Genomic DNA, 14180 nt, shown 5'->3' on the forward strand with positions numbered 1-14180 from the left:
TTTCGATAGAATTCTCAATCTTGAGACGGGCGCCGGCCGGCCCCATCAATTCCGCGTGAACGCACCGCCTGAATACGGGCAAACACAAAAAGCGCCCGGAAAACGGTTCTGGACGCAAAGTCGTTGGACAGATAAGAGGGGGCTCAACTGATGTCAACGCCGCGCTGGCCCTGCCGGTCGCGCCAAATTCCGCCACAATCTGGCTGATCTGGAAGCCACCCCGCTCTTTTACAATCCCTCACCGGAGTCATCTTCATGTCCTTGTTGTTCCGCCGCGCGTCGCTCGCCAGCCTTGGCCTGGCATTCGGCCTGTCGGCTCTTTCGCTGTCGCCGCTGATGGCGCAGGAAACCGCTCCCGCCCCGGCCGATGCCGCGGCACCTGCCCCCGCAGCAGCACCTGCCCCGGCACCCGTCGACCCGAACGCCGTCGTCGCCACGATCAACGGCCAGCCCTTGACCGAGGCCGATCTCGTGCTCGCCGAAGGCGAGCTGTCGCAGCAGTTCGCGCAGCTGCCGGCCGAGCAGCGCCGCGCCGCCGCGCTTTCGGCGGCCATCGAAATCCGCGTCATGGCGGCCCAGGCAGTCACCACCGGCCTCGACAAGGCCCCCGACTTCCAGCGCCGCATGGCCTTCCTGCAGCAGCGCGCGCTGCATGGCGAGATGGTCGAGAAGGGCGTCGTCGACAAGGTCACCGATGCAGAGGTTCGCGCCCGCTACGACCAGGAAATCGCCAACACGCCGCCGGTCAACGAGGTGCATGCCCGTCACATCCTCGTGAAGACGAAGGAAGAGGCGGAGGCCATCATCAAGCAGCTCGACGGCGGCGCCGATTTCCAGAAGCTCGCCAACGAGCACACCAGCGATCCCTCAGGCAAGACGAGCGGCGGCGATCTCGGCTGGTTCGGACCTGGCCAGATGGTGCCGGAGTTCGACAAGGCTGCCTTCGCGCTCGAAGTGGGCAAATACACGGAGCAGCCGGTGCAGTCGCAGTTTGGCTGGCATGTCATCAAGCTCGAGGACAAGCGCACCAAGCAGCCGCCGGCCTTCGACGAGGTCAAGGACCAGGCCAAGCAGGCGGTCATCCGCGACAAGTATTTCGCGCTGGTCAAGTCGCTGCGCGGCGCCGCCAAGGTCGAGATTCCGGACGCCAACCTGAAGAAGGCGGTCGATACGCTGGAAAGCGCCAAGTAAGCTTGGAAGATTTTTTAAAAAGGGCGCGGCAGCCAAGGGTTGCCGCGCCCTTTTTTGTCGACCCGGTGCCAGTCGTGTTTTTATTTGCCGGGCGTGGCTATGCCTCGCATCACGTAGTGGACCGCCTTGCGCATCGTCGCTTCGTCCTCGTCGAGACGATTGGTCAACAGATGCGTCCAGGCGAACGACGCGATCAGGTCGGCGACCAGCGCTGAATCGACATTGTCGGCAATTTCGCCCCTGGCCTTGGCGCGCTCCACCATCTGGCCGGTATGAGCCCGGCGTCCCCTGGCATAGTCGGCAAGGGCCGCGGCCGCGATTTCGTCCGACTGCGCCTCGGCGATCAGCGACCTGAACACGCTGCCCGACGATGTCTCGCGCCAGTGCGAGAACAGGTTTTTCAGGAAGCCGACGAGATCCTCCTCGAGCCTTCCGGTATCGGGAATGTCGACGCGCTTCTGCCGCTGGTAGACTTCGAGCAACAGTGCCGCCTTGCTCGGCCACCAGCGGTAGATGGTGGGTTTGCCGGCGCGGGCCCGCCGCGCCACGGCCTCGATCGAGAAACCGGCATAGCCGGCCTCGACCAGCACCGCTTCGGCTGCATCGAGAATGGCGCCAGCGCTGTCGGGGTTGCGCCGGGCACCGATTGATTTGCGCGCCGGATCGGCGTCTTCGGCCATTCCTGTCGTCCTCGCCAACAATTTCGTCGGCAATCATAGGTGAACTGGCGACGAAACGAAACGGCCCGTTTTCAGGACTGTTTCCACAAGCAGGCGATCCAGCACCGTGGATTGCCACGGGGGGTCGCCAATGATGGCGGGACGGCCACCCCGCAGCCACCGGCCGGTGTTCAATTCATCGCTTCCGATGTCTCCGAGACGATGCGCCAGCCGTCGTCTGCCTTGACCAGCCCAAGTGTGACGCGCGCCTTGCCGGTCAGCCGTGCCGCCGACTTGTCCTTCGGCACATAGTCATAGCGCATCGCAAAGACGGCCTCGGTGCGATCCTCGCCATGCGGGGTGACCTCCAGGCTGCCGGGCTCGAGTCCGAGCGACCAGGAGGCCCATTGCGCAAACCAGTCGGTCTTGACCTTGGCGATGGCATCGGCGTCGTAGCGCGTGCCGAAAATGGTGGCCGACGGTGCATAGAGCCGCTTGACGGTCTCGGCCACCGCCCTGGCATCGGGCACCAGGTAGTCCTGGCGCAGGAATTTTTCGATCGATCCCTTGTCGTCGCCGACGGACCGTTCAAGCGCCGCCACCTGCGCGGCCGGCGCCGGTGCGGCCGCCGGCCTGGGTGGCAGCGCCGGCTCGCCGCCGGGCACAAACTCGAAGCGCTCGAGCAGCGAGCCCTGCTCCCAGGGGCGCTGGGCCTCGCGCGTTTGCGAGACCACGTCGCGGCGCACCGCGATCATCATGTCGTTGATGCTCTGGCCGGGTTCGGCGATGTGCCGCAGCAGGGCGGCGGCGAACGGCGAGTTGCGCCCGCTTCCGTCCATGGCGACGGCGCCAGGCGCGGTCGAGAAGGCAATGAACGAGCCGCGCGTCGAATCGAACTGGGCGAGCCCGGCCAGCGCGGTCGCCGAGCGGGTTGTAGCGTTGCGGCTGAGGTTGCGGGCAAACGGGTTGTTGCGGCAGGCATCGAGGAACACCAGGCTGACCTTGGTCTGCTGTTCCATGATGTCGAGGACCTCGTCGATCGGCACGGCCTCGAGCTGCAGCTTCACCGGCATGTCGAGCCTGGCGTCGACCGGCACGATGTAATTGCGCCCTTCGACCTGCAGGCCATGGCCGGCATAGTAGAAAAGCCCGACGCCCGCGCCTTCAAGCGCATCGGAAAACTCACCGATGCTGCGTTCGAGCTCGCGCTTGCCAAGATCGTTGCCTTCGATGACCTCGAAGCCGATGGAGCGCAGCTTGTCGGCGATGTCGAGCGCATCGTTGACCGGATTGGCCAGCGTACCGGCTTCGGCGTAAGTGCCGTTGCCGATGACGAGCGCCACGCGCCGCTGCGGCTCAGCGTCGGCGCTCAGCAGCAAAAGTCCAAGAAATGCCCAAGCGAGGATCGCAAGCCTGCCCATGGGGCAGGATCATAATGCCATGGCCCCCGGCAACGCCAACAGATTTGAAACGCAAGCTTAATCCCGGGCGAGCTCTGCCTTGCCGCAGCGACGAAAACGCCCTTGCGCCCGCGCGGCGTATCGGGCAAACCGGCCTTCCCTTGCGATTTTTGCCGCCCGAGGTCCCATGTCCACGACGATTTCGCCGCTCGCGCCGAAGAAATACCCCAAGATGCCGGCCATCGAGGGGGTGCGCATCGCCACCGCCGAGGCGGGGATAAAGTACAAGAATCGCACCGACCTTTTGACCATGGTCTTCGACGCGGGCACCGCGGTCGCCGGTGTTTTCACGAAATCGAAATGCCCTTCGGCCCCGGTCGATTTCTGCCGGCAGAATCTCGGGGCTGGCACAGCGCGGGTGCTGGTCGTCAATTCTGGCAACGCCAATGCCTTCACTGGCAAGAAGGGTCGCGAGTCCACCGCAGTGACGGGCGAGGCGGCGGCGAAGGCGGCCGGCTGCAAGGCCAGCGAGGTTTTCCTGGCATCGACCGGCGTCATCGGCGAGCCGCTCGACACCACCAAGTTCAGCCATCTGCTGGCTGGCCTGGTCAGCAACGGCAAGCCTGACCTGTGGACCGAAGCGGCAAAGGCCATCATGACCACGGATACCTATCCGAAAGTGGCAACCGCGACCGTCAAGCTCGGCGACACCGATGTCACCATCAACGGCATCGCCAAGGGCGCCGGCATGATCGCGCCCGACATGGCGACGATGCTCTCCTTCATCGCCACCGACGCGCCGATCGCGGCCCCCGTGCTTCAGGATCTCTTGTCGCGCGGCACCGCCAAGACCTTCAACGCGGTCACCGTCGACAGCGACACCTCAACCAGCGACACGCTGCTGATCTTTGCCACCGGCAAGGCCGCCGGTCGCGGCGCGCCCGCGATCTCCGATCCAAAGGATGCGCGCCTCGGCGCGTTCCGCCGGGCGCTCGGCAAGGTGCTGAAATCGCTGGCGCTGCAAGTGGTGCGCGACGGCGAGGGCGCCCGCAAGCAGGTCGAAGTCACCGTCACCGGGGCGAAGTCGGCAAGATCGGCCAAGCGCATCGCGCTGTCGATCGCCAATTCGCCGCTGGTCAAGACGGCGGTCGCCGGCGAGGACGCCAATTGGGGCCGCGTCGTCATGGCCGTCGGCAAGGCCGGCGAGCCCGCCGACCGCGACCGGCTGTCGATCTGGTTCGGCGACAACAGGCTGGCGCACGAGGGCGAGCGCGACCCCGGCTATTCCGAGCAAGCGACGTCGGCTTACATGAAGCTCGACGATATCCGCATCCGCGCCGATATCGGTATTGGTCGCGGCAAGGCGACGGTGTGGACCTGCGATCTCACCAAGGAATACGTCGCCATCAATGGCGATTATCGGAGCTGATGATTTTGGCTTCCAAGCATCCGGCAAGCATGCTCGCGATCGTACGCCGCTATGAGGCGGCCGGCTTTCGCGCCTGGCCGGCAGCCGCTGTCCACTATGACGGCACCTGGGTGGTGCGGCTGACCGCCGGCCATCCGGCCAAGCGACTGAACTCGGTCAACCCGCTCGATCCGGGCGACATCCAGCACATTGCCGATCGCATCGGCCGCGCCAGCCGCCGTTTCGATGCCTATGGCAGGCCGCTGACCTTCCGCATGTCGCCGCTGTCCGGTCCCGATCTTGCCAGCCATCTCGACAAGGAGGGCTGGAGCCGATTCGACGAATCGCTGGTCATGCGGTTGCCGCTGGCAGATGCCCAGCTCGATGCCGCCATGGACCAGATCCCGCTGAAGGACATCAGCCGCTTCATCGGTGCCTCGCTCAAGGTCAGTGGTTCGGATGTTTCGCTGCGGCCTGGCCTGTCGGAGATCATCGGCGCCATCCAGCCCGAGGCCGGGCTGTTCGCGCTCGAAGATGGGGCCGAACCGCTGGCGACGCTGATCTGCGTGCACGACGGCGATCTCGCCGGCCTGTTCGAGGTCGCCACCGACAAGTCGGCGCGCAACAAGGGCCATGGCCGCAATCTGATCCTGTCGGCGCTGAAATGGGCGCGGCTGCGCGGCGCGCGCGAGGCCTGGCTGCAGGTCGAGGCCGGCAATGCGCCGGCGCTGGCGCTCTACCGTTCGCTCGGCTTCGACGAAGTCTACCGCTATCACTATCGCCGGCCGTCTGGCGCATGAGTGGCGTGACGATCGCCGGCAAGCGCCTGCTCCTGGTCGCCGCCTGCGCGCTGGTCGATGCCGATGGCCGCGTGCTGTTGGCGCAGCGGCCCGAGGGCAAGCAACTCGCCGGCCTGTGGGAATTTCCCGGCGGCAAGGTCGAGCCCGGCGAGACGCCCGAACAATGCATCATTCGCGAACTGCATGAGGAAATCGGCATCGAAACCGACATCCCTTGCCTGGCGCCGCTCACCTTCGCCAGTCATTCCTATGACGAGTTCCATCTGCTGATGCCGCTGTTCATCTGCCGCCGCTTCCGCGGCATCGCTCAGCCCAGGGAAGGGCAGGCGTTGAAATGGGTGCGGCCAAAGCAGATGCGTGACTATCCGATGCCACCGGCCGACGCACCGCTGATCCCGTTCCTCATCGATCTTCTTTGAGGGCGACCGGCTACCGGTAGAGGTGTCGTATCAGCCAGCGTTAATGGAAGATTTATCTCGTCATGAAAAATTGAGGCAAGTCGCGGCCGCGCCGCAGATTCGCTGGGGAGCGATAGCATGAGCCTAGACAGGGATTGGGACTCGATCCGGCCCGAGCGCGGCTTTCGTGCCGCCGACGCCGGCATGGGCATATTGCGCATCACGCTGTTATTCGGTTCGGCCGCGGTGGCGCTGGCGCTGATCGCGACCCCGTTCCTCGAGAGCCAGACGCGCTCGCTGGCTGCCCGCAATGATTTTCCTGGCGGGCTCGACATGACGGCCACCGGTTCGGTCAGCCATCGCGACATCTACACGGTGCGCCGCAGCGTGCTGCAGCCGCAGCCCGATTCGGTCTGCATTATCCGGTCCGATGGCAAGAGCAGCGGCGACTGCTGACATGGTTAAGGCATTTTCGAAACGGCGGCGGTTTCACCGCCTGTTAAGCCTTTGCCGTTAACCTTTCTTAACAGATCGGGGGTAGAGTCCTGGCAAGAGGGATCGAGGTCATGAAAACAGTGCTGCAGCGTTTTCTGAAGGACGAGAACGGCGCCACGGTCGTCGAATATGCCCTGATCGTGGCGGTGCTGTCGTTGACCATCATCGGCGGCATCGGCCAGGTCTTCAACTCGATCACATGGCTGTTCAGCGACAACACCAGCAGGCTTTCGAACGCCTTCGCCCCCTGACCTTGGCGCGTCCGTACCTGCGGACGGTTTGTTGCCCTTAGCGGCCTTCCAGTATCTGCTTCAGCGAGACCTTGGCCGAACCCGGTTTCAGCGGTTTCTGCTGCGAGGCGTCAGGCGCCCAGCCGGACATCCAGACGATCGAGAAACTTGCCCTCACGCGACCGTCGGGGTCGGAAAACCGCTCGGCGTAGATTTCCGCCGCTCTGGCAAACAGCCTGCGAGCGCCGGGCCGTCGGCTGCGATCGGTGAGCGCGCTGGTTTCGCCCATGGCGCGCAGGTCCGCCATCAGGCCGAACAGGCTGGCATAGCGGACCGTCACCGTCTCGACGTCGGCGACCGGCAGTGCGAGACCGGCGCGCTGCAGCAGCGCACCGGCATCGCGCACGTCGGTGAACGGGGTGACGCGCGGGCTGGCGCCTCCATAGAGCTCGGTCTCGGCCGCTAGCAGGCTTTCGCGCAATTCACCGAGCGTGCCAGCACCCGCGAAGGCGCCGAGAAAAAGTCCGTCCGGCCGCAGCGCGCGGCGGATCTGGATCAGCATGCCGGGGATGTCGTTCACTGCTTGCAGCGACAGAAGGGAGACCGCCAGATCGAGGCTTTCCGGTTCGAACGGCACGGTTTCCAGCGGTGCGATCAAGCCGACGGCGCCATTCAGGAAGGCAGCGTCCGTCTCGACGCGGACAATGGCCGCTACCTTGCCGCTCTCGCCAAGCACGTTGGCCGCCGCCGGCGTCTGGCAAAACAGCACCGCTGCCTTGCCGAACTTGCGCTCGACGGCACCCAGCCGATCGGCAAGATCCTCGGCGGCGCGGTTCATCAGGAAGTCCGCACCGTCGACCGGATCGGTGAGCGCGCGCCGCTTGCGCGCCAGCCAGAGAGAGGTGTCCATTATAGGCTGCAACGGGCGGATCCTTGTTTGTCCACGCTCTGATATAGTTGATATAGTGGCGCCGAGGACCAACCACGTGGCCGATCCGATGCCCAAGATCAAGCCCATCGCGATCAGCAACTTCGCCCGATCCGCGCTCGCCTGGCCGGCGCGCGTCCTGTTTCCACCGGTCTGTGCCGGTTGCCGCCGGCATGTCTCGCAGCCTGGCGTGCTGTGTGGCTCCTGCTGGCCGAAGCTGCGGCTCCTGGAACGGCCATGGTGCCCGGTGATGGGCACGCCGTTCACCCACCATATGGGCGAGGGCTTTCTGTCGGCCGAGGCGATTGCCGATCCACCGCCCTTCGAGCGGGCGCGGGCCGCGGTGGCGTATTCCGGCGTCGCCCGCCAGATGGTGCAAGGGCTGAAATACCAGGACCGCACGGATCTCGCGCCATGGATGGCGCGCTGGATGGTGCGTGCAGGCGCGGATCTCATCGCTGAGGCGGATGTGGTGGTGCCGGTGCCGCTGCACTGGCGGCGCTTCTTCAGGCGGCGGTTCAACCAGTCGGCGGAACTGGCAAGGGCGGTCTCGGTGCTCAGCGATCTGCCCTTCGCCCCCTCCGCAGTGCGGCGCGTGAAACTCACCCGCCAGCAGGTCGGCTTGGAGCGAAAGGAACGCGAGGAGAATGTGCGGGCCGCCTTTCGGGTGCCGGCCGAGGCCGAAATCGAGATTGCCGGCCGCAGGGTGCTTCTGATCGACGATGTCTACACCACGGGCGCCACTGTCCGCGCCGCCACCAAGGCGCTGAAAAAGGGTGGCGCCGGCGCGGTCGACGTGCTGACCTTCGCGCGTGTGTTGCCAGGGGACTTCCGGGCGGACGAGTCCGCGACTATATAAGTCGGCAACGAACAGCGGAAATTCGTCATGGTCGACGTCACGATCTACACCCGCATGATGTGCGGCTATTGCACGGCAGCTAAGCGGCTGCTCGAGCGCAAGGGCGTCGCTTATACCGAGCGCGACGCTTCCTTCTCGCCGGAGCTGCGCCAGGAGATGATTTCCCGCGCTCATGGCCGCTCGACCTTTCCGCAGATTTTCATCGGCGACACGCATGTCGGCGGCTGCGACGACCTCCACGAGCTGGAGGCCGAGGGCCGGCTGGACAGACTGCTCGCCAACGGCGCGACGATTTGAGGAATATGACGATGGGTGTTTTCAAGGCCGCTGCGATCCAGATGCGTTCAGGCGAGAGCCCCGAGCGCAACGCGGTCGATCTCGAACGGCTGGTGCGCGAAGCGGCGGCTCAAGGTGCGACCTACATCCAGACGCCGGAAATGACCGGGGCACTGATCCGTGACAGGCAAGCGCGCGCCGCTTCCTTCACCTCCGAGGACAAGGACATCATTGTCTCGACCGCGCGCGGACTGGCGAGCGAACTCGGCGTCTTCCTGCATATTGGCTCGACCGCCATCCTGCGCGCCGACGGCAAGCTCGCCAACCGGGCGCTGCTGTTCGGCCCGGACGGCGCCACGCTCGCCACCTACGACAAGATCCATATGTTCGACGTCGATCTCGACAATGGCGAGTCGTGGCGCGAATCCGCTGCCTATGAACCAGGCACCGAGGCCGTGGTGACCGGGATCGCAGGCGCGAAACTGGGTTTCGCGGTGTGCTACGACCTGCGCTTCCCGCAATTGTTCCGCGCCGAGGCGCTGGCCGGCGCCGATTTGCTCTCCGTACCCGCCGCCTTCACCCGTCAGACGGGCGAGGCGCACTGGCACGTGCTGCTCAGGGCGCGCGCCATCGAAAACGGCGCCTATATCGTCGCCGCAGCGCAAGGTGGCCTGCATGAGGACGGCCGCGAAACCTATGGCCATTCGCTGATCGTCGATCCGTGGGGCCGCGTCATCGCCGAAGCCGCCCATGACGAGCCCGCGGTGATCGTCGCCGAGATCGACCCGGCGCAGTCGGCCGCGGCGCGCAAGAAGATCCCCAACTTGAAAAATGCGCGGGATTTCGCCGTCAATGCCGGTTCGCCGGAGGCGCCGCGGCTCAGGGGTGCGGCGTCTTGATACGCTTTGCCCTGATCTGCGAGCATGAGCACGAATTCGAGGGCTGGTTCCGCAGCAACGACGATTTCGACACCCAGAAGAAACGTGGCTTCGTCGATTGCCCGACCTGCGGCTCGCACAAGGTGCAGAAAGCGCTGATGGCGCCGGCCGTCTCCACGGCGCGCAAGCAGGAAACCATCGCGCTCGCCATGGGCGAAGCGCAGAAGCAGGCCCTGGCGCAGCTCAAGGCGATGGCCGAGAAGGTGCGCGAGAATGCCGACTATGTCGGCGACAAGTTTGCCGAGGAAGCGCGCAAGATCCATTTCGGCGAAAGCGATGCGCGCGGCATTTATGGCGAGGCGACGTTGGAGGAGGCCAAGAGCCTGGCCGAGGACGGCGTCGAGTTCATGCCGATCCCGGTGTTTCCGGACGACCGCAACTGACCGGTCAGGTCACGGTCCCGATCAATTTCTCCAGCAGGCGAGAGAGCGTTTCCCGTTCGGCCTGCGTCAGGCCGGACAGGATCTGATGCTCATTGGCCACATGGGCGGCAACAGCCTCGTCGATCAGGGCGAGACCTTTTTCGGTCAGCCGCACGACAATGCCGCGCCGGTCGTTGGGGTGCGGGCCGCGCAGGATCAATCCGGACGATTCGAGCCGGTCGAGCCGGTTGGTCATGGCGCCCGACGTCACCATCGTCGCTTCGTAGAGAGCGGTTGGCGTCAGCGCGTAGGGTGATCCGGAGCGACGCAGCGTTGCCAGCACATCGAATTCCCCGGGCTGCAATCCATAACGGGCAAACAGCGGCGCGAGGCGTTCGCGGGCGATCAGGGATGCGGCCTCGTTCAGCCGTCCAAGCACGGCCATCGGCGAGACATCCAGATCGGGCCGCTCCCGTTTCCATTGCTCGATCGCTCTTGATGCCCTGTCCAACTGTCTCACCATCGAGTATCTTGACGTTAAGAATCTTTCCATTATCTTACCGCAAGATGCAATGCTGGCCAAGGGCCGCGCACGACAGGGCTCGATCATGAAATTTCTCTGGGATTCGGCGCTCGGCCTGCTGGTCGTCACCGGCGGCCTGCTCGGCCTGACGCTGCCGTTCGGCAAGCTTGCCACGGCTGCCGGCGTTCCGGCCATGGTCTGGGCTTTCGTCATCTCGCTCGGCGCCGGCGGCGTGCTGTTGTGCTCATTGCTGCTGCACGGTCACCGCATCCGGCTCACCGCGCACAAATCGCGCTACTTCTTCGTGACTGCGGCTGTGTCCTATGCCTTCCCCAATCTCCTGATGTTCTCGGCCATACCGCATCTTGGCGCCGGCTACACCGGCATCATGTTCACGCTGTCGCCGGTGATCACGCTGGTGTTCTCGATCCTGCTGCGTGTCCGGCGCCCTAACATGCTGGGCATCGTCGGCATCGCCGTCGGCTTCGTCGGTGCCGTCATGGTGGCGGTGACACGCGGCGAGGCCGGTCAGCCGGCCGAGCTGTTGTGGGTGGTGATGGGCCTGCTCATTCCGGTCAGCCTTGCCGCCGGCAACATCTACCGCACGGTCGACTGGCCGGAAGGCACCGGCCCGATCGAGCTTGCCGTTGGCAGCCATCTGGCATCGGCGGCGCTGCTGCTCGCCGGTATTCTCGCCTTGCTGGGCGTGGGGGCCTTCACTCCGCTTGGCGGGGTGCCGTTGGTGGTCGTCGCGCAGGTCGCCTCGGCGTCGGCGATGTTCGCCTTCTTCTTTCGGCTGCAGGCGGTCGGCGGCCCGGTCTATCTCAGCCAGATCGGCTATGTGGCCGCAGCCGTCGGCTTGTTTGCCGGCACCATCTTCCTCGGCGAGCATTATCAGTTTCTGACCTGGGCAGGCGCGATCATCGTCACCGCCGGCGTGTTCATCACCACCATGGCGCAAAGTCAGAAAGTCAGAAGGCATAGGACATCCAATGCCTGAATGGATGCAGCGTCAGACCGATCCCTTTTCCGCCAGCACCATGTAGTTGACGTCCATGTCCTTCGACCGCGTCCACCGGTCGGCAAGCGGGTTGTAGGTGACGCCGGTGCGGTCAATGATGGTCAGGCCGGCCCCGCCAAGCGCCTTTTCGAGCTCTTCCGGGCGCACCAGCTTGCCGAATTGATGCGTGCCGCGCGGCAGCCAGCGCAGCACATATTCGGCGCCAATGATTGCGAGGCCCAGCGCCTTCAGCGTGCGGTTGATGGTGGCCACGAACATGATGCCGCCGGGCCGAACCATCTCGCCGCACTTGGCGACGAACAGATCGATGTCGGCGACATGCTCGACCACTTCCATGTTGAGGATGACATCGAATTTCTCGCCGGCGTCGGCCAGGTCCTCGGCCGTCGTGGCGCGATAGTCGATGCTCACATTGCCCTCGGCCGCGTGCAGCTTCGCCACTTCGATGTTTGTTTCGGAGGCATCCGCTCCCACCACCTCGGCGCCAAGCCGCGCCATCGGCTCGCACAAAAGGCCACCGCCGCAGCCGATGTCGAGGATGCGCAGGCCCTCGAAAGGCCGTGCCGCGCGTGGATCACGGCCGAAGCGCGTCGCAATCTGGTCGCGGATATAGGAGAGCCGGATCGGGTTGAACTTGTGCAGCGGACGGAACTTGCCGTTCGGGTTCCACCATTCGGCGGCAAGGGCGGAAAAGCGTCCCACTTCTCCGGCATCGATCGTCGATCGTCGGGGCTCTGGCATCGGTTGGTCTCCTCAAGCGCTAGGAAGTCGGGCGTGAGGGCGCGAATGTCAAGGCGGCAATTTTTAATGCTGACAAGTGCCAGACCTCAAGTGCTGGCGTCGAGCACGTCGCGCAGTTTGGCCTCGAGTTGCTCGATGGTGAAGGGCTTGGCCAGGAAGTGCACGTCATGGTCGAGTACGCCATTGTGGACCACGGCGTTCTTGGTGAAGCCGGTGGTGAAGATCACCTTCAACTGCGGCATGCGCGCGATTGCCGCTTCCGCGAGCTTGCGGCCGTTCATCCCCGGCATGACGATGTCGGTGAACAGGAGCGCGACAGTGGGGTTTTCCGTCAGCACCTGCAACGCTTCCTGGCCGCTCGCCGTATGGATGACGGTGTAGCCGAGTTCACGCATGGCATCCGTGGTGGAAGTACGCACCCGGGCGTCGTCTTCGACAACGAGGATCGTTTCGGTGGCTGGAGCAGGACGCTCGCCTCGCCCTGGCGGCACGGCGGCTTCTTCGGTTCCAAAAAAGCGCGGCAGGTAGATCTTGATCGTCGTGCCTTCGCCGGGCTCGGAATAGATCTTGACGTGGCCACCCGACTGTTTGACGAAGCCGAACACCTGGCTCAATCCCAAGCCGGTGCCCTTGTTGACCGGCTTGGTGGTGAAAAACGGCTCGAAGGCTTTGGCCATGACCTCCTGCGACATGCCTGTGCCGGTGTCGCTGACCGCGATCATCACATACTGGCCGGCTGTGACCTCCGCATTGGTGGCGGCGTAGTCGTCGTCGAGGTGGCTGTTGGCGGTCTCGATGGTCAGCTTGCCGTCGTCGCCCATGGCGTCGCGCGCGTTGACCGCGAGGTTGAGAATGGCGTTCTCGATCTGGCTCGGGTCGGCGTGGGTCTTCCACAAGCCTCCCGCCAGCACGGTCTCGATGCGGATGGTTTCGCCGAGCGCCCGCCGAAGCAGATCGGACATTCCGGTCACCAGACGGTTGGTGTCGACTATCTGCGGCGCCAGAGGCTGCTGGCGCGAGAAGGCGAGCAGCCGGGCTGTCAGGTTGGCGGCCCGGGTTGCCGCGTCGGTCGCGGCTTCGATGAATTTCGCGATGTCGTTCTCACCACGCGCCAGCTTGCGCTGGGCAAGGTTCATGGCGCTGATGATCACCGCCAGCATGTTGTTGAAGTCGTGGGCGATGCCACCAGTCAGCTGACCGACGGCCTCCATCTTCTGCATCTGGCGAATCTGGGATTCAGCCTTTTCGCGCGTTTGGATTTCATTGCCGAGCGCGATGTTCTTGCGCATCAGCTCCTCCTGGGCAACGGCCACCTCGCGGAAGCGGCGCCGGGATTCGCGGATGGTGTAGGTGCCAAGCAGGAAGATCGCCAGCAGGGCCGCCAGCGAGCCGATGCGCAGCCAGGCCTCGACCTGGTCGGTATGCTCGTCGCGGGCGGCGATACTGGCGGCGCCGATACGCCGGATCGCGTCCATGCTGGTCCGGATCTCGTCCATGGCGGCCTTGCCCTGGTCGCTGCGCACCAGTTCCAGCGCCTTCGTTGCATTGCCTTGGTCGTACAGGGCGATTGTCTCGGCCAGTTCGGCCTGCTTTTGCGAAAGCGCCTCTTTGATATGGCTGATCTGCAGGGTGAGTTCGTCGTCGGGAGCAGTCATGCCGTCGATGCGGGCAAGTTGCCCAGGGATAGCCTCGACGGCCTGCCGATATGGCTCGAGATAGGATTTCTCACCAGTCAGCAGGTAACCGCGCTGACCGATTTCCGCATCCTGCGCCAACGAAAGCAGTCCGGAAAGCGCGTCCTGATACTCGATTGCCTGGCGGGCGGCAGCGCGATTGGCCCTCTGGCTCTCGACGAGCATGGCTCGGGTGCCGACGATCAGCGCGAGCACCGCGAAGCCGATGACGAGCGGCAGCGATTGCCGTCGCATGGCACGCCGAAGACGAACAATCA

The 14180-nt window shown here is 64.8% G+C and carries 17 protein-coding genes; 11 read left to right on the forward strand and 6 right to left on the reverse strand.

The annotated features are described in order from the left end of the window. Positions 1-255 precede the first annotated feature (255 nt). A complete protein-coding gene (locus BLS48_RS29250; protein WP_091585367.1) occupies positions 256-1191 on the forward strand; it encodes a peptidylprolyl isomerase in 936 nt (311 codons plus the stop codon). An 80-nt stretch (positions 1192-1271) separates the two neighbouring features. Here the strand turns inward: BLS48_RS29250 and BLS48_RS29255 are convergent, their stop codons facing one another. Then, positions 1272-1871: a TetR/AcrR family transcriptional regulator gene (locus BLS48_RS29255; RefSeq protein ID WP_091585369.1), complete on the reverse strand. Its 600-nt coding sequence runs from the start codon at positions 1869-1871 to the stop codon at positions 1272-1274. Between the two features lie 170 nt (positions 1872-2041). Further along, positions 2042-3271, reverse strand: coding sequence for a caspase family protein (locus tag BLS48_RS29260; RefSeq protein WP_091585371.1), 1230 nt, complete (start codon positions 3269-3271; stop codon positions 2042-2044). 166 nt (positions 3272-3437) lie between these two features. Here BLS48_RS29260 and argJ point away from each other — a divergent pair, with 166 nt between their 5' ends. The 5 genes from argJ (at position 3438) to BLS48_RS29285 (ending at position 6602) form a co-directional block, all read left to right on the forward strand. Then, positions 3438-4679, forward strand: a complete 1242-nt coding sequence (gene argJ / locus BLS48_RS29265; RefSeq protein WP_091585373.1) for a bifunctional glutamate N-acetyltransferase/amino-acid acetyltransferase ArgJ — start codon at positions 3438-3440, stop codon at positions 4677-4679. A gap of 29 nt (positions 4680-4708) precedes the next feature. Beyond that, the gene (locus tag BLS48_RS29270; protein ID WP_091585422.1) at positions 4709-5458 is read left to right on the forward strand and encodes a GNAT family N-acetyltransferase; all 750 of its coding nucleotides are present in this window, start codon (positions 4709-4711) and stop codon (positions 5456-5458) included. Next, the gene (locus BLS48_RS29275) at positions 5455-5877 is read left to right on the forward strand and encodes a (deoxy)nucleoside triphosphate pyrophosphohydrolase (RefSeq protein WP_091585374.1); all 423 of its coding nucleotides are present in this window, start codon (positions 5455-5457) and stop codon (positions 5875-5877) included. Before BLS48_RS29270 ends, BLS48_RS29275 begins: the two co-directional genes overlap by 4 nt. A gap of 117 nt (positions 5878-5994) precedes the next feature. Continuing rightward, positions 5995-6312, forward strand: coding sequence for a hypothetical protein (locus tag BLS48_RS29280; protein ID WP_091585375.1), 318 nt, complete (start codon positions 5995-5997; stop codon positions 6310-6312). A gap of 110 nt (positions 6313-6422) precedes the next feature. After that, the gene (locus BLS48_RS29285; protein WP_091585376.1) at positions 6423-6602 is read left to right on the forward strand and encodes a Flp family type IVb pilin; all 180 of its coding nucleotides are present in this window, start codon (positions 6423-6425) and stop codon (positions 6600-6602) included. Positions 6603-6639: 37 nt separating this feature from the next. Here the strand turns inward: BLS48_RS29285 and BLS48_RS29290 are convergent, their stop codons facing one another. Next, positions 6640-7503 carry a methyltransferase domain-containing protein gene (locus BLS48_RS29290; protein ID WP_091585381.1) on the reverse strand — a complete coding sequence of 288 codons (864 nt, stop codon included), beginning with the start codon at positions 7501-7503 and terminating at the stop codon, positions 6640-6642. 64 nt (positions 7504-7567) lie between these two features. Between BLS48_RS29290 and BLS48_RS29295 the strand changes: the two genes are divergently transcribed. From BLS48_RS29295 to BLS48_RS29310, 4 genes are read left to right on the forward strand one after another with little or no spacing between them, the layout of a single operon-like run. Continuing rightward, on the forward strand, positions 7568-8368 hold the full coding sequence (locus tag BLS48_RS29295; protein ID WP_091585424.1) for a ComF family protein: 801 nt from the start codon (positions 7568-7570) through the stop codon (positions 8366-8368). Between the two features lie 27 nt (positions 8369-8395). Beyond that, positions 8396-8665 carry a glutaredoxin 3 gene (gene grxC, locus BLS48_RS29300; RefSeq protein ID WP_091585383.1) on the forward strand — a complete coding sequence of 90 codons (270 nt, stop codon included), beginning with the start codon at positions 8396-8398 and terminating at the stop codon, positions 8663-8665. A gap of 11 nt (positions 8666-8676) precedes the next feature. Then, positions 8677-9543, forward strand: a complete 867-nt coding sequence (locus tag BLS48_RS29305; protein WP_091585385.1) for a carbon-nitrogen hydrolase family protein — start codon at positions 8677-8679, stop codon at positions 9541-9543. Further along, positions 9540-9965, forward strand: a complete 426-nt coding sequence (locus BLS48_RS29310; protein ID WP_091585387.1) for a DUF1178 family protein — start codon at positions 9540-9542, stop codon at positions 9963-9965. The genes BLS48_RS29305 and BLS48_RS29310 overlap by 4 nt, the downstream gene beginning before the upstream one ends. 4 nt (positions 9966-9969) lie before the next feature. On the opposite strand, the gene BLS48_RS29315 is transcribed toward BLS48_RS29310, so the two are convergent. Further along, on the reverse strand, positions 9970-10455 hold the full coding sequence (locus BLS48_RS29315; protein WP_091585389.1) for a MarR family winged helix-turn-helix transcriptional regulator: 486 nt from the start codon (positions 10453-10455) through the stop codon (positions 9970-9972). 97 nt (positions 10456-10552) lie between these two features. On the opposite strand from BLS48_RS29315, the gene BLS48_RS29320 reads away from it, so the two are divergent. Beyond that, the gene (locus BLS48_RS29320; protein WP_091585432.1) at positions 10553-11467 is read left to right on the forward strand and encodes a DMT family transporter; all 915 of its coding nucleotides are present in this window, start codon (positions 10553-10555) and stop codon (positions 11465-11467) included. 12 nt (positions 11468-11479) lie between these two features. On the opposite strand, the gene ubiG is transcribed toward BLS48_RS29320, so the two are convergent. Both ubiG and BLS48_RS29330 read right to left on the reverse strand, forming a co-directional pair. Further along, positions 11480-12229: a bifunctional 2-polyprenyl-6-hydroxyphenol methylase/3-demethylubiquinol 3-O-methyltransferase UbiG gene (gene ubiG, locus BLS48_RS29325; RefSeq protein WP_091585391.1), complete on the reverse strand. Its 750-nt coding sequence runs from the start codon at positions 12227-12229 to the stop codon at positions 11480-11482. 86 nt (positions 12230-12315) lie between these two features. After that, the gene (locus tag BLS48_RS29330; RefSeq protein ID WP_091585434.1) at positions 12316-14157 is read right to left on the reverse strand and encodes a CHASE3 domain-containing protein; all 1842 of its coding nucleotides are present in this window, start codon (positions 14155-14157) and stop codon (positions 12316-12318) included. Positions 14158-14180 lie beyond the last annotated feature (23 nt).

This window comes from Mesorhizobium qingshengii (genome assembly GCF_900103325.1).
In the GTDB taxonomy this organism is placed as follows: Bacteria; Pseudomonadota; Alphaproteobacteria; order Rhizobiales; family Rhizobiaceae; genus Mesorhizobium; species Mesorhizobium qingshengii.

Bases quoted from the DNA above. Each gene is read 5' to 3' on its own strand.
- BLS48_RS29250 (WP_091585367.1), top strand. From the start codon at position 256: ATGTCCTTGTTGTTCCGCCGCGCGTCGCTCGCCAGCCTTGGCCTGGCA.
- BLS48_RS29255 (WP_091585369.1), bottom strand. From the start codon at position 1,871: ATGGCCGAAGACGCCGATCCGGCGCGCAAATCAATCGGTGCCCGGCGC.
- BLS48_RS29260 (WP_091585371.1), bottom strand. From the start codon at position 3,271: ATGGGCAGGCTTGCGATCCTCGCTTGGGCATTTCTTGGACTTTTGCTG.
- argJ (WP_091585373.1), top strand. From the start codon at position 3,438: ATGTCCACGACGATTTCGCCGCTCGCGCCGAAGAAATACCCCAAGATG.
- BLS48_RS29270 (WP_091585422.1), top strand. From the start codon at position 4,709: ATGCTCGCGATCGTACGCCGCTATGAGGCGGCCGGCTTTCGCGCCTGG.
- BLS48_RS29275 (WP_091585374.1), top strand. From the start codon at position 5,455: ATGAGTGGCGTGACGATCGCCGGCAAGCGCCTGCTCCTGGTCGCCGCC.
- BLS48_RS29280 (WP_091585375.1), top strand. From the start codon at position 5,995: ATGAGCCTAGACAGGGATTGGGACTCGATCCGGCCCGAGCGCGGCTTT.
- BLS48_RS29285 (WP_091585376.1), top strand. From the start codon at position 6,423: ATGAAAACAGTGCTGCAGCGTTTTCTGAAGGACGAGAACGGCGCCACG.
- grxC (WP_091585383.1), top strand. From the start codon at position 8,396: ATGGTCGACGTCACGATCTACACCCGCATGATGTGCGGCTATTGCACG.
- BLS48_RS29305 (WP_091585385.1), top strand. From the start codon at position 8,677: ATGGGTGTTTTCAAGGCCGCTGCGATCCAGATGCGTTCAGGCGAGAGC.
- BLS48_RS29320 (WP_091585432.1), top strand. From the start codon at position 10,553: ATGAAATTTCTCTGGGATTCGGCGCTCGGCCTGCTGGTCGTCACCGGC.
- ubiG (WP_091585391.1), bottom strand. From the start codon at position 12,229: ATGCCAGAGCCCCGACGATCGACGATCGATGCCGGAGAAGTGGGACGC.
- BLS48_RS29330 (WP_091585434.1), bottom strand. From the start codon at position 14,157: ATGCGACGGCAATCGCTGCCGCTCGTCATCGGCTTCGCGGTGCTCGCG.